This is a genomic window from Shewanella sp. MF05956 (assembly GCF_059758055.1).
On record NZ_JCAYNV010000004.1, the window covers coordinates 187,133 to 211,968 of the forward strand.

Annotated in this window: 24 protein-coding genes and 1 tRNA gene; 16 read left to right on the forward strand and 9 right to left on the reverse strand. The window is 42.5% G+C overall.

Going from position 1 to position 24,836, the window contains the following annotated elements:
- The first annotated feature begins 66 nt into the window (after positions 1 to 66).
- From gabD to AC19MX_RS06300, 11 genes are all read left to right on the forward strand, one after another.
- On the forward strand, positions 67 to 1,515 hold the full coding sequence (gabD, locus tag AC19MX_RS06250; RefSeq protein ID WP_498297098.1) for an NADP-dependent succinate-semialdehyde dehydrogenase: 1,449 nt from the start codon (positions 67 to 69) through the stop codon (positions 1,513 to 1,515).
- 11 nt (positions 1,516 to 1,526) lie between these two features.
- Positions 1,527 to 2,804 (forward strand): 4-aminobutyrate--2-oxoglutarate transaminase, encoded by a 1,278-nt coding sequence (gene gabT / locus AC19MX_RS06255; RefSeq protein WP_432399365.1) that lies wholly within the window; start codon positions 1,527 to 1,529, stop codon positions 2,802 to 2,804.
- Positions 2,805 to 2,928: 124 nt separating this feature from the next.
- Positions 2,929 to 5,046 carry a methyl-accepting chemotaxis protein gene (locus AC19MX_RS06260; RefSeq protein WP_498297100.1) on the forward strand — a complete coding sequence of 706 codons (2,118 nt, stop codon included), beginning with the start codon at positions 2,929 to 2,931 and terminating at the stop codon, positions 5,044 to 5,046.
- Between the two features lie 89 nt (positions 5,047 to 5,135).
- Complete coding sequence (locus tag AC19MX_RS06265) at positions 5,136 to 5,795, forward strand: RluA family pseudouridine synthase (RefSeq protein ID WP_498297101.1); 660 nt, start codon at positions 5,136 to 5,138, stop codon at positions 5,793 to 5,795.
- 338 nt (positions 5,796 to 6,133) lie between these two features.
- Positions 6,134 to 6,856: a DUF599 domain-containing protein gene (locus AC19MX_RS06270; protein ID WP_498297103.1), complete on the forward strand. Its 723-nt coding sequence runs from the start codon at positions 6,134 to 6,136 to the stop codon at positions 6,854 to 6,856.
- A 400-nt stretch (positions 6,857 to 7,256) separates the two neighbouring features.
- On the forward strand, positions 7,257 to 8,573 hold the full coding sequence (locus tag AC19MX_RS06275; protein ID WP_498297104.1) for a tyrosine-type recombinase/integrase: 1,317 nt from the start codon (positions 7,257 to 7,259) through the stop codon (positions 8,571 to 8,573).
- Positions 8,570 to 9,301 carry a hypothetical protein gene (locus tag AC19MX_RS06280; RefSeq protein WP_498297105.1) on the forward strand — a complete coding sequence of 244 codons (732 nt, stop codon included), beginning with the start codon at positions 8,570 to 8,572 and terminating at the stop codon, positions 9,299 to 9,301. Before AC19MX_RS06275 ends, AC19MX_RS06280 begins: the two co-directional genes overlap by 4 nt.
- 85 nt (positions 9,302 to 9,386) lie before the next feature.
- Entirely contained in the window at positions 9,387 to 9,569 is a 183-nt protein-coding gene (locus AC19MX_RS06285) for a hypothetical protein (protein ID WP_498297107.1), read from the forward strand.
- Positions 9,569 to 9,877: a hypothetical protein gene (locus AC19MX_RS06290; RefSeq protein WP_498297109.1), complete on the forward strand. Its 309-nt coding sequence runs from the start codon at positions 9,569 to 9,571 to the stop codon at positions 9,875 to 9,877. Before AC19MX_RS06285 ends, AC19MX_RS06290 begins: the two co-directional genes overlap by 1 nt.
- Entirely contained in the window at positions 9,870 to 10,784 is a 915-nt protein-coding gene (locus AC19MX_RS06295) for a primase-helicase zinc-binding domain-containing protein (RefSeq protein WP_498297111.1), read from the forward strand. Before AC19MX_RS06290 ends, AC19MX_RS06295 begins: the two co-directional genes overlap by 8 nt.
- On the forward strand, positions 10,781 to 11,923 hold the full coding sequence (locus tag AC19MX_RS06300) for a helicase RepA family protein (RefSeq protein WP_498297112.1): 1,143 nt from the start codon (positions 10,781 to 10,783) through the stop codon (positions 11,921 to 11,923). The genes AC19MX_RS06295 and AC19MX_RS06300 overlap by 4 nt, the downstream gene beginning before the upstream one ends.
- Before the next feature lie 243 nt (positions 11,924 to 12,166).
- Here AC19MX_RS06300 and AC19MX_RS06305 read toward each other — a convergent pair whose 3' ends face one another.
- The 6 genes from AC19MX_RS06305 to rpsU all read right to left on the reverse strand — a co-directional run bounded on the left by AC19MX_RS06305 (position 12,167) and on the right by rpsU (position 17,626).
- Positions 12,167 to 12,544, reverse strand: coding sequence for a hypothetical protein (locus AC19MX_RS06305; protein WP_498297114.1), 378 nt, complete (start codon positions 12,542 to 12,544; stop codon positions 12,167 to 12,169).
- A 203-nt stretch (positions 12,545 to 12,747) separates the two neighbouring features.
- Positions 12,748 to 12,824: transfer RNA gene (locus tag AC19MX_RS06310), tRNA-Ile, on the reverse strand.
- A gap of 330 nt (positions 12,825 to 13,154) precedes the next feature.
- The gene (rpoD, locus tag AC19MX_RS06315; RefSeq protein ID WP_498297116.1) at positions 13,155 to 14,993 is read right to left on the reverse strand and encodes an RNA polymerase sigma factor RpoD; all 1,839 of its coding nucleotides are present in this window, start codon (positions 14,991 to 14,993) and stop codon (positions 13,155 to 13,157) included.
- Between the two features lie 150 nt (positions 14,994 to 15,143).
- Complete coding sequence (dnaG, locus tag AC19MX_RS06320; protein WP_498297118.1) at positions 15,144 to 16,871, reverse strand: DNA primase; 1,728 nt, start codon at positions 16,869 to 16,871, stop codon at positions 15,144 to 15,146.
- Positions 16,872 to 16,959: 88 nt separating this feature from the next.
- On the reverse strand, positions 16,960 to 17,403 hold the full coding sequence (locus tag AC19MX_RS06325; RefSeq protein ID WP_498297120.1) for a GatB/YqeY domain-containing protein: 444 nt from the start codon (positions 17,401 to 17,403) through the stop codon (positions 16,960 to 16,962).
- Positions 17,404 to 17,410: 7 nt separating this feature from the next.
- Positions 17,411 to 17,626, reverse strand: coding sequence for a 30S ribosomal protein S21 (gene rpsU / locus AC19MX_RS06330; RefSeq protein WP_006080725.1), 216 nt, complete (start codon positions 17,624 to 17,626; stop codon positions 17,411 to 17,413).
- A gap of 333 nt (positions 17,627 to 17,959) precedes the next feature.
- Here rpsU and tsaD point away from each other — a divergent pair, with 333 nt between their 5' ends.
- A complete protein-coding gene (gene tsaD, locus AC19MX_RS06335; RefSeq protein WP_498297121.1) occupies positions 17,960 to 18,976 on the forward strand; it encodes a tRNA (adenosine(37)-N6)-threonylcarbamoyltransferase complex transferase subunit TsaD in 1,017 nt (338 codons plus the stop codon).
- A 24-nt stretch (positions 18,977 to 19,000) separates the two neighbouring features.
- Here the strand turns inward: tsaD and plsY are convergent, their stop codons facing one another.
- On the reverse strand, positions 19,001 to 19,630 hold the full coding sequence (plsY, locus tag AC19MX_RS06340; protein ID WP_498297123.1) for a glycerol-3-phosphate 1-O-acyltransferase PlsY: 630 nt from the start codon (positions 19,628 to 19,630) through the stop codon (positions 19,001 to 19,003).
- A 266-nt stretch (positions 19,631 to 19,896) separates the two neighbouring features.
- Between plsY and folB the strand changes: the two genes are divergently transcribed.
- The 4 genes from folB (at position 19,897) to AC19MX_RS06360 (ending at position 22,577) form a co-directional block, all read left to right on the forward strand.
- Entirely contained in the window at positions 19,897 to 20,250 is a 354-nt protein-coding gene (gene folB / locus AC19MX_RS06345; protein ID WP_498297125.1) for a dihydroneopterin aldolase, read from the forward strand.
- A gap of 39 nt (positions 20,251 to 20,289) precedes the next feature.
- Complete coding sequence (folK, locus tag AC19MX_RS06350; protein WP_498297127.1) at positions 20,290 to 20,814, forward strand: 2-amino-4-hydroxy-6-hydroxymethyldihydropteridine diphosphokinase; 525 nt, start codon at positions 20,290 to 20,292, stop codon at positions 20,812 to 20,814.
- 25 nt (positions 20,815 to 20,839) lie between these two features.
- Positions 20,840 to 21,637, forward strand: coding sequence for an undecaprenyl-diphosphate phosphatase (locus tag AC19MX_RS06355; protein ID WP_432399354.1), 798 nt, complete (start codon positions 20,840 to 20,842; stop codon positions 21,635 to 21,637).
- Positions 21,638 to 21,740: 103 nt separating this feature from the next.
- Positions 21,741 to 22,577, forward strand: a complete 837-nt coding sequence (locus tag AC19MX_RS06360) for a putative RNA methyltransferase (protein WP_498297129.1) — start codon at positions 21,741 to 21,743, stop codon at positions 22,575 to 22,577.
- A gap of 436 nt (positions 22,578 to 23,013) precedes the next feature.
- Here AC19MX_RS06360 and AC19MX_RS06365 read toward each other — a convergent pair whose 3' ends face one another.
- Both AC19MX_RS06365 and AC19MX_RS06370 read right to left on the reverse strand, forming a co-directional pair.
- Positions 23,014 to 23,280, reverse strand: coding sequence for an Lpp/OprI family alanine-zipper lipoprotein (locus AC19MX_RS06365; RefSeq protein ID WP_124017059.1), 267 nt, complete (start codon positions 23,278 to 23,280; stop codon positions 23,014 to 23,016).
- A gap of 279 nt (positions 23,281 to 23,559) precedes the next feature.
- Complete coding sequence (locus AC19MX_RS06370) at positions 23,560 to 24,792, reverse strand: multifunctional CCA addition/repair protein (protein ID WP_498297131.1); 1,233 nt, start codon at positions 24,790 to 24,792, stop codon at positions 23,560 to 23,562.
- Between the last annotated feature and the right edge of the window lie 44 nt (positions 24,793 to 24,836).

The window sequence follows — 24,836 nt, forward strand, 5'->3', positions numbered from 1 at the left end:
TGCGTGTAACCGAATAAACATTATTTACAAAGACACAGTATTTTATCGAATGAGTAGGAGAGCGTTGTGATTTTAAATGATCCAAGCTTATTGCATGAGCAATGTTATATCGATGGTGTTTGGATAGACGCCGACAGTGGTGAAAAGGTTGCTATAAACAATCCCGCAACCCAAGAACTTATTGGCCATGTGCCTGTGATGGGCGCCGTTGAAACCCAAGCCGCGATTACAGCCGCCAATAAGGCATTACCTGCATGGCGCGCGCTTACTGCCAAAGAGCGTAGCCAAAAGTTACGCCGTTGGTTTGAGTTAATGCATGAAAATGCAGACGATCTCGCGTTGATGATGACCACAGAGCAAGGTAAACCATTGGCCGAAGCTAGAGGAGAAGTGACTTATGCCGCCTCGTTTATCGAATGGTTTGCCGAGGAAGCCAAGCGTATTTATGGCGATACTATTCCTGGACATCAAGCAGATAAAAGACTGACGGTAATTAAACAACCTGTAGGGGTTACCGCGGCGATTACACCGTGGAACTTCCCTGCCGCGATGATCACCCGTAAAGCTGCGCCGGCACTTGCTGCGGGTTGTACTATGGTGGTTAAACCTGCACCGCAAACGCCGTTTACCGCATTAGCGTTAGCAGAACTGGCTCATCGCGCAGGTATTCCTGCGGGGGTATTTAGTGTGGTGACTGGTGATGCTATTGCCATTGGTAATACCTTATGCGATAGCCCTATAGTGCGTAAATTATCGTTTACCGGTTCAACCGCGGTGGGCATTAAGTTAATGGAGCAATGCGCCCCGACACTTAAAAAACTCTCACTTGAACTTGGCGGTAATGCACCGTTTATCGTGTTTGACGACGCCGATATCGACGCCGCAGTCGAAGGCGCCATGATTGCAAAATACCGTAATGCAGGCCAAACCTGCGTGTGTGCCAACCGCATTTATGTTCAAGCCGGCGTGTATGAGCAATTTACCCAAAAATTTGCTGCTGCTGTCGCTAAGCTCAATGTGGGTAACGGCGCAGATGATGGGGTCAATATCGGTCCATTGATTAATGAAGCTGCGGTGACCAAAGTACAAAGCCATTTAGCGGATGCACTTTCAAAAGGCGCCAGTGTTGTAGCAGGTGGTAAAGTGCATAGCTTGGGCGGATTGTTTTTTGAACCCACCATTTTACGTGATGTTGATAAGTCGATGTTGGTGGCTAAAGAAGAAACATTTGGCCCATTAGCACCGTTATTTAAATTCGATACCGTTGATGATGTTATTAAACAAGCTAACGACACTGAATTTGGTTTAGCGGCGTATTTTTATGGCCGCGACATTTCGCTAGTCTACAAAGTCGCTGAAGCGCTTGAGTATGGCATGGTGGGAGTTAATACCGGATTAATCTCGACAGAAGTGGCGCCTTTTGGTGGCATTAAATCGTCTGGATTAGGCCGTGAAGGTTCTAAATTTGGTATCGAAGAATACCTTGAAATGAAATATATCTGCATGTCAGTTTAAGAGAGCGGGCTATGACTAAAACAAATGATGGACTAATGGCGCGTCGCCAAGCGGCAGTGGCTCAAGGTGTAGGACAAATCCACCCTATTTTTACTGAACGTGCTGAAAACGCCACGGTATGGGATGTTGAAGGTCGAGAATATATCGACTTTGCGGGTGGTATTGCGGTGCTCAATACAGGCCATTTACACCCTAAAGTTAAAGCGGCTGTAGCTGCGCAGTTAGATGCCTTCTCGCATACCTGTTTTATGGTATTAGGTTACGAAAGCTATATTGCGGTATGTGAAAAACTTAACCATTTAGTCCCTGGCGACTTCGACAAGAAAACCGCGTTATTCACCAGTGGTTCAGAAGCGGTCGAGAATGCGGTAAAAGTAGCGCGTGCGTATACAAAACGAGCTGGGGTTATTGCATTTACTTCTGGCTATCATGGTCGAACCATCGCCGCACTCGCATTAACGGGTAAAGTCGCACCGTACAGCAAAGGCATGGGCTTAATGTCAGCCAATGTGTTCCGCGCTGAATTTCCGTGTGAAATGCATGGTGTGTCTGAAGATGATGCAATGGCATCAATTGAGCGTATTTTTAAGAATGATGCAGAGCCTGCTGATATCGCGGCGATTATATTAGAGCCTGTACAAGGTGAGGGCGGATTTTACGCCGTTACACCATCGTTTATGAAGCGCTTACGTGAATTGTGCGACAACCATGGCATTGTGCTTATTGCAGACGAAGTACAAACTGGCGCGGGTCGTACAGGGACTTTCTTTGCGATGGAGCAAATGGGTGTGGCCGCTGACATTACCACCTTTGCTAAGTCTATCGCCGGTGGTTTTCCACTGTCTGGTATTACTGGTAAAGCAGACGTCATGGATGCAGTAACCGCAGGCGGCTTAGGCGGCACTTATGGTGGTAGCCCTATTGCCTGTGCAGCAGCGCTCGCAGTTATTGAAGTGTTTGAAGAAGAGCAGTTATTAACTCGCGCTAATGACGTGGGTAATCGGCTTAAAACGGCATTAACCGATATGCAGGCTAAATACCCGCAAATTGCAGATGTGCGTGGTTTAGGCGCCATGATAGCCATTGAACTGATGGACGATGGCGTACCCGCACCACAATATAGCGCTAAGATTTTGGCTGAAGCACGAAGTCGTGGGCTTATTTTATTGTCTTGTGGCACCTACGGTAATGTTATTCGTGTGTTAGTGCCGCTAACGGCTCCTGATGCGCAAATTGATGCTGGTTTAGCCATTATGGATGGTACATTTCAAGCAGTGTTTAAATCGTAGAATGCTGTTTAATAAATGTTCAATGAAATCCCGCTTTTAGCGGGATTTTTTTTGGGTTTTACGTTATGTTCTTAAAAGCGGACTACACTTAAAAAGTCGTGTAAACACTGGGAGTTAAAATTGAATGAAAGCATTATCCATCAAAGTAAAGTTGTTATGGATCACCTCGGCATTGTTTATTGCCACCGTAGTTGTGCTGTCATCCAGTTTATGGGTCGTGCTAAAAGATAAAAATAATAGCTTAGCAGCCGAAGTGGAAGTGGCTTTACAGCAAGAAATCAACGACAAATTATCTGCCAGAGCGGGTGAGTATGGTGAGCGTGTCGCTGGCTTTATTAACGAGGCGTATCGTATTCCATATTCATTTGCTGGCTTGTTAGAGCAAACTGCTCAAAAAGATCCTTTAAGTCGCGAACGTGTAGAGTCGTCTTTAGCCGCTGTATTGCAAAAAAATGAACAGATATCATCTATGTATGTTCACTTTGAACCTAACGGCTATGACTATCTCGATGACAGTTATTTAGGCGGCAGTAGTCATAGTGTGGTCAATGCTGGCACATTAGAGGTTTATAACACTCGTGGTACAGACGGGTCCGTAAAGCAGCAATCTGTGGCAAATGCAGAAGATAAATATATCAGTACGCTAAACGAATTTGGCGTACGCGAAGCCGAATGGTATTTATGTGCTAAAGACAGTAAAAAGCCTTGTTTGATGGAGCCATATTTATACGAAATCACTCCGGGCAATCAAGTATTGATGACATCGTTAACCTCAGCGGTCGTCGTCGATAATCAATTTAAAGGTATCGTTGGTGTAGATATTAACTTACCGATATTCCAATCCATGATTATGGAACTGTCAAAAAGCTTATACCAGGGCCAGGCTAAAGTCACTCTGGTTAGCCAAAAAGGCTTTGTGGTGGCCGCAAGCCATTATACTAAATTCGCTCGGCCATTGAGTGAGTCGGTTAAGCCCGAATTGGCCAAAAAGTTATTAGCATTAAATAACACCTCTGGTTTTGTTAATGAGCCAGACAGCATTGCAGTTGGCTATCCTATTGCCATCCCTATTGCCAATGCAACATGGTCATTGATTATTGAAGTGCCCAAAAGTCAGGCCTTTATGGCCGTTAATCATATGAACGATTCAATGACCGAAATGGAAATGTCATTAGGTGGCTTGTTATTAATGATTGGCATCGCCGTTACCGTTATTGCCGTGATTATTATTAGTTTGGTTATTCGCAGTATTATTGCGCCGCTCAATATGATCCAAACGCGGGTCGAAAACTTGGCCAGTGCCGAAGGCGATTTAACCCAAACGATAGATGTAGACGCCCATGCGGAATTGATAGCGTTAGGCGGTGGGGTTAATCGTTTTATTGCTAAATTACGCCATTTAATTTCTGAACTTAAAATACTTGCAGACAGCTCGCAACAAGAAAGTATTAAGTCAGCTGAGATCGCTAAGCACACCCGTGAAAGTGTTAATCGACAATATAATGAGATTGAAAGTGTGGTCACTGCAGTTAATCAAATGAGTGCCACCGCCTTAGAAGTGGCAAAAGCCTCAGAGCAAACGGCGATGGAAACGGAGTCGATGACCATCAATGTTAAAGAAGGTGAGTCGCGTTTATCTCAAGCTATGGTGTTTGTTGAGGGCATGTCTAAAGAGTCAGCCCAGGCGCAGCAAGCGGTTAATTTAGTGTCGCAAAGTAGTGGCAATATTAGTCGTATTTTAGAGGTGATTAGTGCTATTGCAGAGCAAACTAATTTACTCGCCTTGAATGCCGCTATTGAGGCTGCACGTGCTGGAGAGCAAGGTCGTGGTTTTGCTGTGGTTGCCGACGAAGTGAGAACATTAGCATCGAGAACTCAAAAGTCGACTGATGAAATTAGTACCTTAATTGATTCACTGCAAAAAGAAGTGAAAAACGCATCGAACATTATTGATAAAGGAGCTCAAGGCGCGAATAAAGCCGTTGAGCAAACACAATTGGCGTTGCAGTCATTAAATGCCATCGTGTCGCAAATTGATGAGATATCGAGCCAGGTGACACACATTGCGACCGCTGCTGAAGAGCAAAGTGCGGTCACTGAAGAGGTCAATCGTAATATTACCGGTATTTCAGATTCGGCCTCTGAGTTGTCACAACTCGCCGACGAAGCACAACAAAGCAGTGACAGTCTTGCAGAGCTTGTTCGTCAGCAACATCAACAGCTAGGACGTTTGCGTACTTAAGTTATTTTTAAAGACTTTAAAGATACAAAGGTGGCCAATGAGCCACCTTTGCTATTATTATCGCCGTATAATTTGATGATCAAAATGTTATGTCTGAATTTATTGCGCCACCCTGTCACGGTGTTATTGAGGTGTTATACCATGATGAACACTTACTGCTCATCAACAAACCTTCAGGGTTGTTGAGTTTGTCGGGTAAAAATCCGTTAAATAAAGATTCTGTGCATTATCGTTTAGTGCAAGACTTTCCTACAGCGACCTTATTGCATCGCCTCGATTTTGGCACCTCAGGTATTATGCTGGTGGCGCTCAATAAACAGGTTAATGGTTTATTGACCCAACAATTTCAGCAACGCACGATAAGCAAAACTTATACTGCAATACTTCACGGTGTGTTACCGGATGAAGAAGGTGAGATTGATTTACCCATCGCCAAAGATGTCGATAATTTTCCATTAATGAAAATTTGCCATGACACAGGCAAGCCTGCTAAAAGTCATTACCAGGTCATAGAAAGGCACCCACACGGTTTATCAACCAAGGTGACGTTTAGCCCCATTACAGGCCGTACGCATCAATTACGTATTCATAGCCAGCAGATTGGCCATCCTATACTGGGTTGTGATTTGTATCATAATGAACAGTCACAACAGATGTCGCCGCGGTTACTTTTGCATGCCACTAGCCTCACTTTTATTCATCCCATTACCCTCGAGACTATGAATTGTATTAGCCCAAGCCCATTTTAAACTAATCCGCATTAATCACTGACCACTCAGAATGCGTCCAGCAGTTTTTGATTAAGGCGTCGCTACGCGGTAATGGTTGTGCCCTTTAACATAGCGAGAGCGCAGAGTAAAAGTGGCTGGAACATTCCTTTCAAGCGAGTTTTAAAACGGCTTACACTGCGTTACATGACTTCGAAAGATAACCACTATTCATTCAGTCATGCGCCGTGTTTAAGCCCTTTTACACTCTCGCTAAGTCATTACTTATTAACGCGGAACGGTTTTAGACAAAAACTGATTTAAGGTGAGTAAAAACTGATGCATAATCAATCTATTATTTTTTGCCTGAGATGATTAGCATGATCGTGCCCTGGATCGATTCGTTAGCCTTTATTGTGTTTTTAGTTGCCTGGGTTGGTTACACCAGTTTTGCTCGGCGTAAAGCTAAGACTACCAACTGTATTGCCAGGGTAATGCATCAACAGCGAATTATGTGGATGTCGCAAGTTATTGGTAAAGAAAACCGAGTGGGCGAGGCTGCATTATTGGCTAACCTTGAACGAAATATTGCTTTTTTTGCTTCAACGACCTTACTGGTTTTAGCGGGTGTATTGACCTTATTCTCGCAAGTCGAAAAGCTGGAAACGGTCATTGCTTCAATTCCATTTACCGCCCCGCCTAATCATGCATTAGTGCAGGTTAAACTTGGTTTATTAGTCGGGATTTTTGTCTTGGCTTTTTTCCAATTTACTTGGTCAATGCGCCAATATGGTTTTGTTAACGTGATGATAGGCGCCGCGCCGTTGGATAAAACCGGCACCGATAAAGATCTCATCGCTTACGCAAGGCAAATGGCTGTAGTACAAGATCAAGCCGCTCATTCTTACAATTATGGTCTGCGATCATATTATTATTCAATGGCAGCGCTTTGCTGGTTTGTGAACCCATGGATGTTTATCGTGGCCAGTTTATTTGTGGTTTACACCTTATATCAACGAGAGTTTAATTCTAAAGCTGTGGTGGCCATAACCGCTGCACAAACGCATTTAGAAAAAAGCCCCTTACATATTCATAAAGCATAACGCTTGCAGTTAACTCGCATCATGCAACGCCATGTTAAGCATAGCGTGGTGAATTGCATCAGCTCGATAGCACACCGTTAATGCTTGTGACCCATCAAAATCCTAAACATTAGAAACGAAAAAGCCGTAGCAATGAAACATTGCTACGGCTTATCTGAATTGGTGGCCCCTCCCAGACTTGAACTGGGGACCTGACGATTATGAGTCATAAAAAAGGTAAGAAACTTTGAGATGATAAAGTAATCTAATGAGACATAAAACCTATGTAAGTTAAGGGTTTGATTGATAGCTGCAAGTCTTGTATTGTTTTGTTATATCTCATTGAGTCTTGTCACTACGTCACCCGTTACGTCACCTGTAACCTTTCAGACTAGGCAAGGCTTTAGCTCAAGGCCATACAATGACAACCAAAGCACTAACCGAGCGCGAAGTTAAAGGTGCTCTACCTAAAGCTAATAAATATGAACTTATTGACTCATCTCGCGAGCGTGGCGCTGGCCGTTTGGTTATTGCTATTTATCCTTCTGGCGCTAAAGTCTTTGCGTTTAAATACCAATTAGACAGTAAGCGCCAATACGTACAATTAGGTCGTTATCCTTCTATGTCTTTAGCGGGCGCTCGTGAAGCCGCGCAGCCATTAGCGGGTATGGTGAAGCAAGGCATCGATCCTAAAGTTGAGATAGAAAAAGCTAAAACTAAAGAAGAAGCTGAACTTAGAATTGAAGCTAAAAAAGGTAGCTTAGAGCAATTGTTTGAAGGTTACACCAATCAAATGCAGTTAGACGGCAAGCGCACATATAAAGCTGTATTAGCGGTATTAGAAAAAGAAATTTACCCTATTATTAAGCCTTATACTAAAGCTAAAGATGTGACTGTTGATGACATTAAATCAGTTTTAGGTCCAATTATTAGAAGGGGGGCAGCAGTTCAAAGTAATCGGGTTCGCTCTTATCTTAGTGCGGCTTTCAACTATGGATTAAAACATGATAACGACCCTGCAAAGATGGGTAGTGATGTACTGTTTGGTATTGTCTTTAATCCTGTTTTAGCTATTCCCAAGCAAACCGCTGCCGAAAGTGTCGGAGATAATTACCTGACCTTTGATGAAACACGCGACTTACTAAGTGTACTTGACACTCGTGATGATTTTAAAATGGGCTTCCATGTAGCAAAGTTAATCCAGCTTTGTTTTTATACTGGAGGGCAACGCCCCTATGAGCTTGCTGCTAGCCGTTGGGATGCGATTAACTGGAACGAAGCAACGTTTGAAATTATTGCAGATGTGTCTAAAAATAAGCGTGCTCACCTATTACCACTAGTTGATTCTGCAATAACGATACTTGAACAGCTTTACGTTGAGCGAGATCCCTTAAATCCGTTTATTTTCCCTCATAGATTTGATCATAATCAACACTTGAGACTTGATTCATTATCGCAAAGCCTTGACCGTTATCGGAAGGCTCGTCCAGATTCTAAACACTTTGTTCCTCGTGATATTAGGCGTACCTGTAAAACGCTGATGGGTGCTTTAGGCATATCAAAAGACATACGGGACCGATTACAAAATCACGCTCTGAATGATGTTTCTAGTAAGCATTACGATAGGTACAGCTATTTGCATGAAAAACGCATTGCTTTGGAGTCTTGGGAGCGGTCGCTACTAAATCAGCTAGGCAATGAACAAGGTAAAGTCATTCTATTGAGGGGAGTGAAATGATAAAGAACGTTACAGGGCGTGATCCTAATAAAAAGATTATTACTAGAGATGTGAAGCGTCAGCATGGTAAGCCGCACACCAGTATTCACAAGACGGTAGTCGAATCATTCTGTAATTCTGATGGCGACATAATTAGTGGCGATAAGCTTAAAGCTAAGATAGAAAAAAATCATGAAAATGAGCAGATACTAAGCATGGTTGAACGCGAGAAACTTTTCTTCCAACAATTTCTGCATTTACGCGGACTACCTTTCGAATATGCTGTTTATAATCAAAATGGCTTAAAACTTGATTATGAAGAAGGTTACCGTGGACACACATATTCATTAGAAGGTTATATTGAGAATCATTGCAACGAAATAGCAGGAGCTTCGTTAGCTGCTCAAGGCTTAAACCATATGTATGCAGTAGCACAATATTATAAAGAGAATAAGTGTGAATTAGCGTTGCAACATTCTTTGTTAGCACTTTCGTTAGCTAGGGCGGTAAATTTAATTGAGCATGAAAAGTTACTTCATGCTGGATTTCGATCTACTAACGAAGCGACAAAAGCAAAAAAAGAGTCAAAGGTAATTAAAAAAGATCAAGCCCGTAAATTGGCCCTCATTAAAATAAAAGCTAATCCTTGGTTATCAAAAACGGAAGTCCTCAGAATCGTAGCGAGGGAGCTGGGGTGGAAAGAGGCAACTGTGATTAAGTGGTTTAGTGGAGAAAAGCTTACTGACTAAATTTTAAAAATAGGCGAATCGTTCCCTCGCCTATTTCCCTTCTATTTAAATTGGCGCCTCAGACATTCTAAATGAGGTTAAAAACATGTCATTACCAACTAAATATTACGGCTATCACGCGTTAGAAATTCGATACAATCGCTCGAGAAAATCACTATGGCGCTGGTGGGCAAAAGATCGCATTTTGCCTGCTCCAAAGCGTGCTAATGGTATTTTCCTTGGTTGGACAGAAGAACAGCTTCAACAATTCGAACAAGGTGGTCTGTAATGAAAAACAGACTTACTACTAGCGATTCATTGCCGAAATGCAATCCTACAAACCGTTGCAGCATTACGCAAGCCATTGAGAAGCAACTGTTCTCAGCTGATGTTGCAACTGGGTTAAGGTACCTGCTGAATGCTGTACCTGTACTAAGAAAAGATGCTGAAAAGGCATGTGCAGCAATCCCTTATCTACCCAGTTTTATTCAAAAAGTGAATCCCCAATTAGAGACTTATTGCGGATGTAAAATAGAGTCCTATTACCTAACTGATAAACGTGCTGTCTACCAATTTAAGGTGGTAGATCATGACTGATAATTTAATTCGTGATGTTGTGACCTTAGCTAATGGGCAGTGGTTAAGTATTCTCAATAACCTTTGTGGCGAAATCTACTACAAGAAAGCAAAACCATGTCCCGCTTGCGGTGGTAATGACCGTTTTACTTTTGATGATAAAGAAGGGCGGGGTACTTATGTCTGCCGTGGTTGCGGTAGCGGTGATGGTTTATCGCTGGTGGCTAAACTGCATAGCATAAACGCACGTCAGGCCGCTTTAATGGTTGCGCCTTACGTTGGGTTTTCAATTGGTCAATCTGTTGATACAGCAGCGATTGAGAGAAACAGATACAGGGCTGAACAAGCTAAAGTACAAGAGGTGGCAAAGCTTGCTAATAAACAAGGCAAAGCAGCGGTAAGGGCACACGCAATACTTAAAACCTGTACACCAACCCTCGCAAGCAATGTTTATTTAAATGTAAAGCAAGTGCAGCCCTTTGGCACTTTTGAACTCACAAAGGCCGTACACCTTTATGGTGATTACATAATTAATAAAGGATCGCTGGTGGTGCCGATATTTAATCCTACACTTTCGGGTCTACAGTTTGTACAACCTAGTGGTGAAAAACATATTTTGTCAGGCTCGAAAGTCAAAGGAGGTTTCTATCCGTTATCAGGTAAAGATAGTCGCAACATTTATATTGGTGAAGGTTTTGCTACGTGTTCAGCAGTGGCAGAGTGCGTACCTAATGCATTAGTGCTGTGTGCATTTAGTGCAGGTAATTTGATTAATGTTGCTTTAGTTGTTCGAGCTTGCAGGCCAAACGCTGACATTATCATTATTGCCGATAATGACGAAAGCGGTACAGGTGAGCGTGAAGCTATTAAGGCAGCTTTGGCCGTTAATGGTTCATACGTAATACCACCAGCTAGTGAGGTGGCATGATGGGCATTGATTGTGCAGATATTCCTAAAGAAATGAGATTGGCTGTTATCAGCCAGCCAATAAAGCCAAAGCGCAACGAAATTAATTTAGAGCCACAAGAAAAGACAAAAGAGCGTGAATCACTGTTTTCACTCGCACAAGGTTGGGAGGGGTTTGATCAACAATTTAGCTATTTAATCAAAGGTTACCTACCAGCTAATGCTTTTGGTATGATTTACGGTGCATCAGGTAGTTATAAATCATTTCATGCTTTGTCATGGGCGGCCCATATTGCATTAGGCATAGATTGGAATAATTGTCGTGTGCAGCCTAAACCCGTTTTATACATTGCTGGCGAGGGTGGTGTGGGGGTGAGTCGCCGCTTAAAAGCTTTAGCTAATCAGTACAACAACGGAGAGCAACTTAAACAGCTTTATCGTATTGATTTTGGCGTGCAGATTACTGATAGCGGTCACATGCTTGAACTCGTTAAGCTGATTAATAATAAGGCTAGTGCTGTTGGTGAATCGTTCGGCTTAGTCATTATTGATACGTTGGCACGTAGCTTTGGTGGGGCGGATGAGAACCAAGCTAAGGATATGGGCGCATTTATTTCTGCTTGTGATCAAATAAGGGCGAATACAGGAGCCACCTTGTTGGTTGTTCATCACAGCGGAGTTCAAGACAAAGAGCGGGCTAGGGGATCATCATCTTTGCGAGCGGCTTGTGATATTGAATTTAGAATTGAGCGGGGCAGCGACTCTGAACCTGCTTATATTCTCAAATGCACCAAATCAAAAGATGAAAAAGAGCAGCCATCGCAATCATTTATATTGGTTGAACATAGATTGTTCACAGATAATGATGGCGATGAAATTTGCTCGTTAGCAGCACTGAATCAAGGCATAGAACCACCAGAAGCAAAAGGTGAAGAGAACAACGTACTATCAAAAAATGAACAAGCGGTTTATCAAGCTGTACGCAGTCGAATGCAAAACGACCATTCTACAGAAAGAACGGTAATTCATGGGGATTTAAAAGCTCAAGGTATGAATATGAGCAATTTTTCAAAATGGGTAACTGCTTGCATTAAGAAAGGAGTCTTAAAGGATGTAGATAAGTTTTTGATTACCATATCTGCGATTACAGACACAGATTAGATAGTCTAACTTGTTGGTGTTACTCGTTCGTCAGTGTTGGCTCTTAGAGGCACAATTGACGAACGAGCTTGTTAAATCGGTTAATTTCGCAACCAGTACGATCCAGTTTTTGGACATCTTAAGAGGCGACTAGTTTTTTGTATTTTTAGTACAAACAACGACCCATTTTCGGAGCAGTATCAAGAACCATTAATCACATTTCTAAATAGGTAATAAATCTATTTACAGGCTCTATAAATAGATTTATTCGATAGAAGTGGCAGTGTTCATGTTTACATTTATCGGACTATGGGTTTCTGCAAAATTTAAAACTACACCATCACGAATCAAAATATCGAGCATGTGACTTGTCATATCGCTTGTGGTTTTCATTGTGAAAGCTTGTGCAGATGCAGTTCCGTCGGTGTAATAGTACACCCACTTTGTATCTGTTTCATTTAGAACTGACTTCATCTGAGGTTCGCCTAATAGAGATATCAGTTCGCCTTCAGTAGTTTTACCTTTCACAATTTGAGCCGCTTGTTCTTCGCTAAAGCTTTTACCCATATTCACGTTTGAAGTGTAAGTGCAGGCCGAAAGCGTTAATGATAAAGCTAAGGTTAACATTCCAATATTTTTCATAAAAATCCCTTTATTGTGGTGTAGCATGCGGAAAAACGAACTCTAAAAAAACGAATTAGCTAACAGTAATTGAAGAGATAAAAAAAGACAAGCAAGAGAATTTCTAATGTGATTTAGAACACTACGTCACCCATTACAGCAACTGTAAACTCCAGATACGAAAAAGCCGTAGTAGGCGCTAACCTGCTACGGCTTATCTAAATTGGTGGCCCCTCCCAGACTTGAACTGGGGACCTGACGATTATGAGTCGTATGCTCTAACCAACTGAGCTAAGGGGCCGACTTACGATAGTCGTCACTATCGAAAGCGGGTGAAAGTATACGAAGTTTGTTGGCGCTTGTCACCCGTGTTTTGAGCACTATTTACTTATCTTGTTTCAATTGGTTATCTGTTAAGCAGTTTTGTTGCTTTTAAGGCAAATAACGGCAACTTTGATAACCATTAACTCAAGGCATAGGGCATGAACGCGCTGCAATGAGTGACATTGAACTGAGTTGTTGGTATTGAGTTGTTTATGTAGAAAAACAGGATGAGTATTTAATGCGCTAAATATGAGGCATAAAAAAACCTGCCGAAGCAGGTTTTTAACCACAGATGGCTCAAATAAGCTTATTCGTCTAGGAAAGACTTCAAAATCTCTGAGCGAGAAGGGTGGCGTAACTTACGTAACGCTTTAGCTTCAATCTGACGAATACGCTCACGTGTTACGTCAAACTGTTTGCCCACTTCTTCTAGAGTGTGGTCGGTGTTCATGTCGATACCGAAACGCATACGCAGTACTTTTGCTTCACGGGCTGTTAGGCCTGCTAGCACTTCGTGAGTGGCGTTCTTTAGACTTTCGCTTGTGGCTGAGTCTAATGGTAGCTCGAGAGTCGTATCCTCGATAAAATCACCTAAATGCGAATCTTCATCGTCACCGATTGGGGTTTCCATTGAGATTGGCTCTTTAGCGATTTTAAGTACCTTACGGATCTTATCTTCAGGCATCATCATACGTTCTGCCAATTCTTCAGGAGACGGCTCGCGGCCCATTTCTTGAAGCATTTGACGTGAAATACGGTTCAGCTTGTTGATGGTTTCGATCATGTGTACTGGAATACGGATCGTACGTGCTTGGTCAGCAATCGAGCGAGTAATCGCCTGACGGATCCACCAAGTCGCATAAGTTGAGAACTTATAACCACGACGGTATTCAAACTTATCAACCGCTTTCATCAAACCAATGTTACCTTCCTGGATTAAGTCCAAGAATTGTAAACCACGGTTGGTGTACTTTTTAGCAATAGAGATAACCAAACGTAAGTTAGCTTCAACCATTTCTTTCTTCGCACGACGAGCTTTCGCTTCACCGATAGACATGCGACGGTTAATGTCTTTAATGCCTGCGATGGTTAAATCTGTTTCTTGTTCGATGGCACCAAGCTTAGTGACACAACGCGTGACGTCGTCTTCAATCATACGAAGACCTTCTGCGTATGGCTTGCTGCTTTCTTTTTCTTTTTTAAACCAATCTAAATTAGTTTCGTTGCCAGTAAATGCTTTGATGAAGTTTTTCTTCGGCATTTTAGCTTGTTCAACACAAAGTTTGATCACTAGACGTTCTTGAACACGTACGCGATCCATCATGTTGCGCATGCTTTTCACTAAACGGTCAAACTGTTTAGGAACAAGGCGGAACTCTTTAAATAATTCACCGATAACAAATAACGAACCGATGGCTTCAGGGTGGTCACGACCTTTTTCAGCAATAATGCCTAAGCTTTTTTCGTAAGCTTCTCTTAATTGAGTAAACTTCTCTTTTGCTTCTTCAGGATCTGGACCTTTGTTGCCTTCTTCCTCTTCTTCGTCATCGTCATCATCGTCATCGTCATCGTCATCGTCATCATCGGTATTCGCGACTTCTGAACCAACATTGGTGGCGGTAGGGGCGACGTCATCGTCGTCAGGATTGATAAATCCAGAGATAATATCAGACAAGCGCAATTCTTCAGCTTCATACTGGTCGAATTGCTCTAAGATCATTGCGATAGCTTGAGGGTATTCACTCACAGAACTTTGTACTGTGTTAATACCTTCTTCGATACGCTTGGCAATAACAATTTCGCCTTCGCGAGTAAGTAGCTCTACTGTACCCATTTCACGCATGTACATACGTACAGGGTCTGTGGTACGGCCTAACTCACTTTCAACGGTTGCAAGTGCTGCCGCAGCTTCTTCTGCAGCATCTTCGTCTGTGTTGTCTTCCGACATCATCATGTCATCGGCATCTGGCGCTTCTTCAAAAACGCGGATACCCATGTCATTTATCATCTGGATAATATCTTCAATCTGATCAGAATCGACCATGTCTGCTGGTAAGTGGTCGTTCACTTCAGCATAGGTTAAGTAACCTTGCTCTTTACCTTTAGCGAGCAACAGTTTGAGTTGCGACTGCGGAGTGTGATCCATAGATATCATCCAAGTTTGGGTAACTGATAAAACGATAGGCCATCTAGCTATGCTAAGTGGCGCGCAAATCGTCAATTATAACTGTGCAGACTAATCTTAGCTAGTCCGTGGCACCGTTTTGTACGCAGATTATTCATCAATAATTGCGTATTATTTTGCAATGCCTTTCATTATCGCAACTAACTTTGTTAGCTGAACTTTTTCAACTTTCGTTAAAGTCTGTTTAAGGCTTAGCTCTTGGTATAGTTGTTCAATATATTGATTGTTCAACCATATCAAGGTTTGTTTAAACTCTGGCAATACGTTTTCATCCGCCACTTGATGATCCCAGTGGGCTAACTTTGTTAGAGTGCTTTTTTGTTCATGCTCTCTATGCAGTTCAAGTAGTTGTGCGCTGTTTAACGATTGCTCTCGAGTCATGTCTAGCAAGTGTCCTAGTAATGCGATACCGGGCATTTGCAGTCGCTCTAATGCAGGCTGAATGGCTAAACCAAAGCCGAGGCTAGGGTTTTGAACCAGTAGGGCAATGGCTAACCTTAATGGTGTACCACGGCCTTGTAAGCCTTTTGCATTGAGTGGTTTTACTTTGTTAACAGCAAAACCGAGTTTTTTCTTTAAATCATCGGCACTGTTCATGCCCAACTTGTGTGCTAGGTTTTCTAACAACAAATTCTGTAGGACGGTATCTTGTACCTTTTCAATTAGCGCAATGGCTTGCTTGGCTAATGCCCCTTTATCGGAGCCATGGTTGCTACTTAATGTATCAAACAAAAACTCTGGTAATAACATGGCTTTTTGCATTAATGCTTCAAATGCGTCTTTGCCAACTTTTCTGACCATGGTGTCAGGGTCTTCGCCTTGTGGCAAAAACATAAATTTAACTTGGTCACCGGGTTTCAGTAGTGGCAAAGCTGTTTCGAGTGCACGCCATGCGGCTTCTCGTCCAGCTCGGTCACCGTCGTAACAACAAATGACTTGTTTTGCACTACGCACTAGCAGTTGAAATTGTTCAGCTGTGGTTGAAGTGCCTAATGACGCTACTGCGTAATCTACCCCAAATTGTGCCAGGGCAACGACATCCATGTATCCTTCTACAATTAATACATGTTGTGGGTCGCGATGTTTTTGTTTGAGCTCATACAAACCATAAAGCTCATTACCCTTATGAAATATGGGCGTTTCTGGAGAATTCAAGTACTTTGGGGTGCCGTCGCCCAAAACTCTTCCTCCAAATCCGACTACGCGACCTCTACGATCACGGATCGGGAACATCAATCTGTCGCGAAAACGGTCATAACGTTTGCCGTTATCGTTAGCGATTAGCATGCCTGCTGTAAGCAATTTATCTTGTGCTGCTTGGTTTTGGCGATAACGGCCCAGTAAACCGTCCCAGCCGTCTGGCGCAAAGCCAATACCAAATTGTTCAACTACCTCGTCGGATAGACCACGAAATGCGAGGTAATCAACCACTTTTTGTTTATCTGTGTGTTGCCGTAATTGACTCTGATAAAAAAGATTTGCTTCTTCCATCAGTTCATATAAATCGCGGCTTAATCCTTGGTCGGGTCTTTTTCCTGTACCTTGTTCTCTAGGTACTGGGATTCCGAGTTGACCGGCAAGTTCTTCAATGGCATCAACAAATTCGAGACGATCGTACTCCATGACAAAGTCAATTGCATTGCCGTGGGCGCCACATCCGAAACAATGATAAAATTGTTTGTCTCTGCTGACGGTAAAAGAGGGTGATTTTTCACTATGAAAAGGACAACAAGCCGAATGATTTTTACCGGCTTTTTTCAAAGGAACTTTGCGATCAATAAGATCGACTATGTCAATGCGAGCTATAAGCTCATTGATAAAATCACGAGGTATCGCCATTGATTGCTATGTTCTCGAATTTACTTTATCAACTGATTTAAACAAACAAGCCGTGCAAGTGCACGGCTTATTCAACATTAAAAAGCGATTACTTCAATTTAGCGCGTATCATGGTACCAATGGCACCTAAATCTGCACGGCCTTGAACTTTCGATTTTAATGCTCCCATTACTTTACCCATATCCGCCATGGTTGCAGCACCGACTTCCGCGATAGTTGCATCGATAATCGTTGCGACTTCATCTTCTGTAAGTTGTTTCGGTAAAAAAGTTTCAATAACTTGAATCTCTTCTGCCTCAACTGCTGCTAACTCCGGACGACCTGCTGCTTCATATTGAACAATAGAGTCGCGACGTTGTTTGACCATTTTGGTTAATACAGCTATCGCTTGTTCATCAGTCAGAGTTTCGCGGGTATCCACTTCAATCTGTTTAATGGCGGCAAGTGCCATACGAATTGTCCCCAAGCGCACTTTTTCTTTAGCACGCATGGCGTCTTTCATTTGGTCTTTTAGCTGATCGGTTAAGTTCATAATGAGATTAATATAAACGTACGCGACGTGCGTTTTCGCGAGAAAGCTTTTTAGCTAAACGCTTAACTGCAGCAGCTTTTGCACGCTTACGAGCAGTTGTTGGCTTCTCGTAGAATTCACGAGCACGCACGTCAGCTAAAATACCAGCTTTTTCACAAGAGCGCTTGAAACGACGAAGAGCTACGTCGAATGGTTCGTTTTCACGTACTTTAATAATTGGCATACGCCATCACCCCTTAGGTGTAGTTATGTTGGTTGGCTAAGTCTACAGTTCAACACTGTCTGTCATGAGTTTAAAAACAAATGCCAGCACATTAAACAGCAGTGTCTCAACTCAATCCAAAGGCTATTTAAAATGGTGCGGAATTTTACACCGAGCAGCGACCATTTGTAAACCCCTGATTGATTTTCTCTTTGCGTTTGGTGTAAGGCACTCATTTTTAATATGTTAGCGGAATTTAATCAAATCTCTTGCAGGTTAAATACTGAAACATTGGAGTATTTACCTCGACACGGGTAGAATTGGCGGCCATATTTTTGATGAAGACGAGAGATTATGCGGGTTATTGGTATAGAGACATCCTGTGATGAAACTGGTATTGCAGTGTATGACGATAAATTAGGCTTAATGTCGCATGTGTTATACAGCCAAGTTAAATTGCACGCCGATTATGGTGGTGTGGTGCCTGAGCTCGCATCTCGTGATCATGTACGTAAAATTGTGCCTTTGATTAAGCAGGCTCTAGCACAAGCAAATTCAAGTTTAGATGACATTGATGGCGTGGCATACACCAAAGGCCCTGGGTTGATTGGTGCATTGCTTGTGGGGGCATGTGTAGGTCGCTCTTTAGCTTATGCGTGGAATAAACCTGCCGTGGGTGTACATCACATGGAAGGCCATTTATTGGCGCCTATGTTAGAAGATGATGTGCCAGAATTTCCGTTTATCGCATTGTTAGTGTCAGGCGGTCATTCTATGTTGGTGCAAGTTGAGGGTATTGGTCGTTATCAAGTATTAGGTGAGTCGGTTGATGACGCTGCTGGTGAAGCTTTTGATAAAACGGCTAAGTTGATGGGACTGGATTATCCAGGCGGACCACGCTTAGCTAAATTAGCGCAACAAGGTGTGCCTGCCGGGTATAAATTCCCACGACCAATGACAGATAGACCGGGATTAGATTTCAGCTTTTCTGGTTTAAAAACCTTTACCGCGAACACGATTGCAGCGGAGCCTAACGATCATCAAACCCGGGCAAACATTGCTCGCGCATTTGAAGAGGCCGTTGTCGATACATTGGCCATTAAATGCAAGCGTGCTCTAAAACAAACGGGTTATAAGCGGTTAGTGATAGCCGGCGGCGTGAGCGCAAATACGCGTTTACGAGAGTCATTAGCTGAAATGATGACCAATTTAGGCGGTAAAGTATATTACCCACGCGGTGAGTTTTGTACCGATAACGGTGCGATGATTGCTTATGCCGGATTGCAGCGTTTACGTGCTGGGCAGACTGAACCTTTGTCTGTTAAAGGGCAACCTCGTTGGCCTTTAGACACATTGCCAGCGGTAGATTAAGCGTTAACAGTGAGTCACGAAGACCTAACTTTTTTTAGATGAGTTAGGTTTTTTTATGGATCTTTTTCGAGAAACTTTACTTTCTTCACCAATACGTAAGCGGCCGATGTTGTCTTTGTGACGAATTAAAATCAACGTAGAAAGCATCGCAACAGGCAGAATAAATCTATCATCTAACCACCAGGTATAAAAAGGCGCGAGTGTTGCTGCTGCCATGGCCGCAACCGATGAGTAACGCGTAATAAGCACAAACACAATCCAGGTAACGATTAGGCACAAGGCTAAATCGCCACCAATAGGTGCCATTGCCCCAAATGCGGTTGCTACACCTTTACCGCCTTTAAAGCCAAAAAACAGCGGGAATATGTGACCAAGACAGGCACTTACTGCAATAAATCCGAGTGATGCGGCATCAAGACCTATTTTATAGCCCAGGTAAGAGGGCAGTGCACCTTTGAGCATATCGAAAAAGAGGACTAAAATTGCAGAGCTCACTCCGCCGATCCGCAATACGTTTGTGGCACCTGGATTGCCTGATCCGCTGGTTCTAGGGTCGGGTAAACCTCTTATTTTACAAACCAATACGGCACTTGAGATCGAGCCTGCTAGGTACGCGGCGATGATCATCAATATTGTGACAATAACGGTGTTCAAATTGGTTTCCTTACTCTTCTTAGGGTATCATCGCGCATTCGTTTGCAAGGCAGATATTTTTCAGTATCCACTGACACTGTCTTCACGTTAACATTGTTGGTTCAGATGAGTTGATTCAAATGATGTTAATTGCACAACAGCGCTTATCCTACTGTTTTAATTCATTAGGAAAAAGACCAAATGTGTATTATTAAGCATATAATCGGTAATAAAGTTTGATTAGGATGATCTCCGGGTCTTTTTAAGTCTTTAAGGTGGATAGTTGCATGGATAAAGTGCTTATACGTCAGTTAGCCATAGATACCGTAATCGGTATTTATGAATGGGAAAAAAAGCTTCACCAAACTTTGCTAATTGATTTAGATATGGCGTGGGACAATCGTCTTGCCGCTGCCAGTGACGAGTACGAACATGCGTTATGTTATGAAACCGTATCTAATCGCCTAACAGCGTTAATCACTGAAAAGCCAATTGAATTAATCGAAACCGTTGCCGAAATGATTGCACAGTGCTTACAAGATGAGTTTAACGTACCTTGGGTTAAAGTGGTGGTGATGAAGCCTGGTGCTGTCCCACATGCCGCTTCCGTCGGCGTTGAGATTGAACGTGGACGTATATAAGTGTTTTTCTTTTTACCGTATTAGCATTTGGGTTAGTCAATGGCACGTATTTATATCAGCTTAGGGACCAATATCTCTCCTGAGCAACACCTTAAAGCCGGCTTGCTTGACTTGCAGCAGTATTTTGGCGCTTTACAGTTATCGCGAGTATTTGAAAGCGAAGCTGTCGGTTTTAAAGGCACCAATTTTTTAAACATGGTTGCCGCTGCAGATACAGATTTGAGCATTGCAGATGTGGTCGCAACGTTTAAACAGATTGAACAGGCCAATGGCCGCATTAAAAGCGAGAAGAAGTTTAGTCCGCGAAGCTTAGATATTGATTTACTGCTATACGATGACACAATATGCAACTTGCCAGTTGAGCTCCCGCGAGGTGAAATCTTATTTAATGCCTTTGTATTGTGGCCATTAGCTGAAATAGCGCCAGATTTGAATCACCCGGTTGTGCACAAAAATTATCATTCTCTTTGGCAAGCATATGACAAACACTGTCAAAGTCTGTGGCCTATCGCGTTTGATTTTCCAGCAGAATTACAACTAAACATTACGTTATCAACCCTCTAAAAAGTGACTCCCTACAAGGAAAAATATGGACACGTTTCAAGTTATTTTGCTGGCATTAATTCAAGGTCTTACTGAGTTTTTACCCATTTCTAGCTCGGCGCATTTAATTTTACCCTCACAGCTTTTTGGCTGGTCAGATCAAGGGCTTTCATTTGATGTTGCGGTCAATACAGGCTCGTTATTTGCGGTAGTGATTTACTTTCGCCATGACATTGTGACCTTAACTACATCATGGTTTAGTAGTTTTACGGGTAAGCAAAGCCAGGAGAGTAAATTGGCTTGGTGGATAATTTTAGCGACGATCCCCGCCGTAATCGTCGGTTTTACGGCGAAAGAATTTATTGAAACCCATTTCAGAAATACCTTAGTGATTGCCATTACGACCATCGTATTTGGTTTATTACTGTGGTTGGCTGACCGCATGTCAAAAGCGCAATTAAACGAGTTTCAAATGGGCTGGAAAAAAGCTCTGCTTATCGGTTTAGCTCAAGCGATGGCACTGATCCCCGGAACATCACGTTCTGGTGCAACAATGACTGCAGCGTTAATGCTGGGGTTAACCCGCGAAGCTGCGGCGCGTTTCTCGTTTTTAATGTCGATACCTGTGAGCTTTGGTGCGGCCTTACTGGTCACTAAAGATTTAGTTGAAAGCCCTGCGGCTATTGATTATCAAGCACTTGGGTTAGGTATTGTGGTGTCGTTTATTGCCGCATACTTGTGCATTCATTACTTTTTAAAGTTTATTAGCAAAATCGGCATGACCCCATTTGTGATTTACCGTTTATTATTAGGCGGCTTATTGCTTGGTATGCTCTATCTTTAAGACGATGGCTAAAAATTAATTACACACTTTATAAACGGGTAGCAATACCCGTTTTTTGTTTTCATTATGGGTAACTGTTTGTTATCTCGAGTTAAGGTTTACGATGACTCTACCGCTATTATGCCCAGTGTGCGCTGCACCGATAAATCAACATCAAGCTTCAATGGGTTTTTATTGTGACAATAAACACCATTTTGATAAACATGCGCAAGGTTATTGGCCGTTACTGAGTAATACCAAAACTAAACCTCAAGTGTTGTCGCGTCAGCAAATGCGCGGTCGTCATTTTTTATTGGAGTCAGGGCTATTCACACCGCTTATTACCCAATTACAAACAGCGTTGTTAAGCGTATTAAATGCCACCAGTGAGCAGGCTTTTGAGCATCTTGACTACCAGTGTGCCGACGGCTATTACTTACGCCAGCTAGTGCCTGCCGTTGTAGAGGCTGGTGTTGCGTGTGAACATTGGGGGGTTACTGACGCCGAGAATGCAATATTTGCAGCTGCTAAAGCGCAAACCCCAGCAAAATTAATTTTAGCCGCGCTGAAAAAGCTGCCTTTTGCGACTCAATCAATGGATGTCATTACCGTGTTCGATTCACTCTTAAAAGGCAAAGAGTGTATTAGAATATTAAAGGATGATGGCCGAATTTTGATGTTACAGCCCGGCGTGCGCCATCTGTGGCAAATTAAGCAACAAGTGTATCCAGATTTGGTCGAAAAGCCGCTACAGCTTAATTTACCGAATGAGCTTGAAATTGAATCACAGCAGCAAGTGAGTTTTACTCAATCTGTAACAGGCGAGCAAGCGCTCACGTTGTTAGAAATGTCGGTATTTGGCTGGCGGGCTAATGATGAGTTAAAGCACCAAATCAAAGCGACTGCGATATCTGAACTTGAGTTTGATTGGCAGATCATTACGCTCAAGAAGCGCTTATAAAAGTCATAACCTGATGACAAGTGATAACAAACATTCATTCATATGCCTTATTTAAGCCCTTTTAAACTCTCGCTGAGTCATCACTTATTAATGCGGAATGATTAAGGGCTAAAGCGCTTCGCGGCCTGATATGATAGTAGCCTGATATGAGAGCGGTCATAGACTACGAATTAATCGCGGATAGTCAGATTTCTATAGAATTGTTTAGAAAGATTAACTGGTTGAAAATACATTGGGGAAATACTGACTGAACGGGTGTGGATTGGTAGGGGATGTAGAGTTGTCGGAGGTGTTTAGATTTACTGCTTGATACTGCTTAATTCTTTATATTGCACAAATAATTAAGGCTTGACGTTGAAAGCTACCTAGGTAGTAAATCAACAATCAAGCCCTAATAATCAACCTATTAATATAAGCTAATTTTTAATAGCAATTCTTACTTTTTGTAAGAAGAAGCCATGTTGTCTAAACGGTCGTTAGCACGTTTAGCTTCGGCTTGTGCGTCCATAGAAGCAGCTTTAGCGCCTTTAACATCGGCAGATAGCTTGCTTTGCTCAGACTTTAAAGAACCAACTTCTGCTGATAGTTGATCAACTTTGTTACCTAGGTTTGCTACGCTTTCTTCTAAAGCAGTAGTGTTAGCACAACCACCTAATAAAGCAGTCATCGCAACACCAGCAATCATCAGTACTTTCTTGTTCATGGGTAAATCCCTTAATATATAGGTTGTTAAATAGTGCAACGGCGTGTGCCTTTGCAACGGCGTAATTATGTCACAGTTTTTTTTATTTGCTATAGGCAAACAAAAGAATATTTACTTAAAATAGCGAAATAAATGAAAATTGCAAGTCTACAAGCTTAAAAGGACATTTATTTATCGATTTTATATAAATCTTAGTGATTTATTGCTTATTCACTGCTAAAAATTGCATTTTTTCGCTTTTTATCATAAACGTTCCGACACTCTTTTGTAGCATAATTGTTAGATTTTAACCAATTGTAATTTAAAGTCATTAACACGTTGAATGCGTTTAAGCTGTAATTGGTTTTTTATTTGTGCACCTTGATGGCCCTCCGCAATAATTGACTGAACATCTACCTGCGTTGCGAGCTGATAACATTGCTGTAAATATTCTGCTTGCGGATATAAAGCGTGTTCAAACCCAGTGCGGCCTCTTATGTCACCGTGGCAACATAGTAATAAATCGGTGAGACGTTGTGGTTTTCGCCAAAAATCTGCTTTATCAAACAATTTGACGATAGTCTCTGCTCTAAGTTCAAAGGCATTATGAATATTTTGGTGTTGGTCGCTCACTAATAGTGCTAAATCACGATAGTCATTTGGCACTTTGATACGGGCGCATAACTTTTTAATGGCAGGTAAGCCTTTTTGCCCATGGCCATAATGTTTCGGCCAGTCTTGCTTTGGGGTAAGGGCTTTACCTAAATCATGCACTAGCGCTGCAAAACGGACCGCTTTGTTACGACTTAATAAACTTGTCTGCTCTAATACCATTAGCGTATGAATTCCGCTGTCGATTTCGGGATGCCATTTTTCAGGTTGTGGTACGCCAAATAATGCATCTATTTCAGGAAATAACACCACAAGGGCCTGGCATTGTTTTAGTACCTCAAAAAATATCTGCGGACTTTGGCTGCCTAAAGCTTTGTCGCATTCTTGCCATACACGCTCTGGTGTAAGATGTTCGAGTTCGCCACTATTAGCAATATCGGTCATTAACTGCATAGTTTCTGGCGCGACAGTAAAGCCTAAATGATGAAATCGAGCAGCAAAACGTGCAACGCGCAAAACACGAAGTGGATCTTCGACAAATGCCTGTGACACATGGCGTAAGGTTTTAGCCTCAATGTCTGCTATGCCCTGGTAAGGGTCATACAATGTGCCTTGCTCGTCTTGCGCGATGGCATTAATGGTTAAGTCTCGGCGCAATAAGTCTTCTTCAAGGGTCACTTGTTTGTTGGCATCGCAACTAAACCCCTGGTAACCATTACCGGTTTTTCGCTCCGTTCTGGCTAAGGCATATTCTTGTTGAGTTTTGGGGTGTAAAAATACAGGAAAGTCTTTGCCGACTTGTTGATAACCCTGTTCTAGCATTTCTTCGACACTGCTACCGACCACCACGTAATCTTTATCAACAACAGTTTGATTAAGAAGGGTGTCGCGCACGGCCCCGCCGACTAAATAAATCTTCATGGCGTACCACAACGTGTAATAATAAGTGGCTTAAATATTATCAG

Excerpts from the sequence above, each read along its gene's own strand:
- AC19MX_RS06325 (WP_498297120.1), bottom strand. The coding sequence starts at position 17,403 with ATGAACTTAACCGATCAGCTAAAAGACCAAATGAAAGACGCCATGCGT.
- AC19MX_RS06355 (WP_432399354.1), top strand. The coding sequence starts at position 20,840 with ATGGACACGTTTCAAGTTATTTTGCTGGCATTAATTCAAGGTCTTACT.
- dnaG (WP_498297118.1), bottom strand. The coding sequence starts at position 16,871 with ATGGCGATACCTCGTGATTTTATCAATGAGCTTATAGCTCGCATTGAC.
- AC19MX_RS06265 (WP_498297101.1), top strand. The coding sequence starts at position 5,136 with ATGTCTGAATTTATTGCGCCACCCTGTCACGGTGTTATTGAGGTGTTA.
- AC19MX_RS06260 (WP_498297100.1), top strand. The coding sequence starts at position 2,929 with ATGAAAGCATTATCCATCAAAGTAAAGTTGTTATGGATCACCTCGGCA.
- tsaD (WP_498297121.1), top strand. The coding sequence starts at position 17,960 with ATGCGGGTTATTGGTATAGAGACATCCTGTGATGAAACTGGTATTGCA.
- gabT (WP_432399365.1), top strand. The coding sequence starts at position 1,527 with ATGACTAAAACAAATGATGGACTAATGGCGCGTCGCCAAGCGGCAGTG.
- rpoD (WP_498297116.1), bottom strand. The coding sequence starts at position 14,993 with ATGGATCACACTCCGCAGTCGCAACTCAAACTGTTGCTCGCTAAAGGT.
- AC19MX_RS06300 (WP_498297112.1), top strand. The coding sequence starts at position 10,781 with ATGATGGGCATTGATTGTGCAGATATTCCTAAAGAAATGAGATTGGCT.
- AC19MX_RS06280 (WP_498297105.1), top strand. The coding sequence starts at position 8,570 with ATGATAAAGAACGTTACAGGGCGTGATCCTAATAAAAAGATTATTACT.
- AC19MX_RS06365 (WP_124017059.1), bottom strand. The coding sequence starts at position 23,280 with ATGAACAAGAAAGTACTGATGATTGCTGGTGTTGCGATGACTGCTTTA.
- AC19MX_RS06285 (WP_498297107.1), top strand. The coding sequence starts at position 9,387 with ATGTCATTACCAACTAAATATTACGGCTATCACGCGTTAGAAATTCGA.
- AC19MX_RS06270 (WP_498297103.1), top strand. The coding sequence starts at position 6,134 with ATGATCGTGCCCTGGATCGATTCGTTAGCCTTTATTGTGTTTTTAGTT.
- folB (WP_498297125.1), top strand. The coding sequence starts at position 19,897 with ATGGATAAAGTGCTTATACGTCAGTTAGCCATAGATACCGTAATCGGT.
- AC19MX_RS06290 (WP_498297109.1), top strand. The coding sequence starts at position 9,569 with ATGAAAAACAGACTTACTACTAGCGATTCATTGCCGAAATGCAATCCT.
- AC19MX_RS06275 (WP_498297104.1), top strand. The coding sequence starts at position 7,257 with ATGACAACCAAAGCACTAACCGAGCGCGAAGTTAAAGGTGCTCTACCT.
- folK (WP_498297127.1), top strand. The coding sequence starts at position 20,290 with ATGGCACGTATTTATATCAGCTTAGGGACCAATATCTCTCCTGAGCAA.
- AC19MX_RS06360 (WP_498297129.1), top strand. The coding sequence starts at position 21,741 with ATGACTCTACCGCTATTATGCCCAGTGTGCGCTGCACCGATAAATCAA.
- AC19MX_RS06305 (WP_498297114.1), bottom strand. The coding sequence starts at position 12,544 with ATGAAAAATATTGGAATGTTAACCTTAGCTTTATCATTAACGCTTTCG.
- AC19MX_RS06295 (WP_498297111.1), top strand. The coding sequence starts at position 9,870 with ATGACTGATAATTTAATTCGTGATGTTGTGACCTTAGCTAATGGGCAG.
- rpsU (WP_006080725.1), bottom strand. The coding sequence starts at position 17,626 with ATGCCAATTATTAAAGTACGTGAAAACGAACCATTCGACGTAGCTCTT.
- AC19MX_RS06370 (WP_498297131.1), bottom strand. The coding sequence starts at position 24,792 with ATGAAGATTTATTTAGTCGGCGGGGCCGTGCGCGACACCCTTCTTAAT.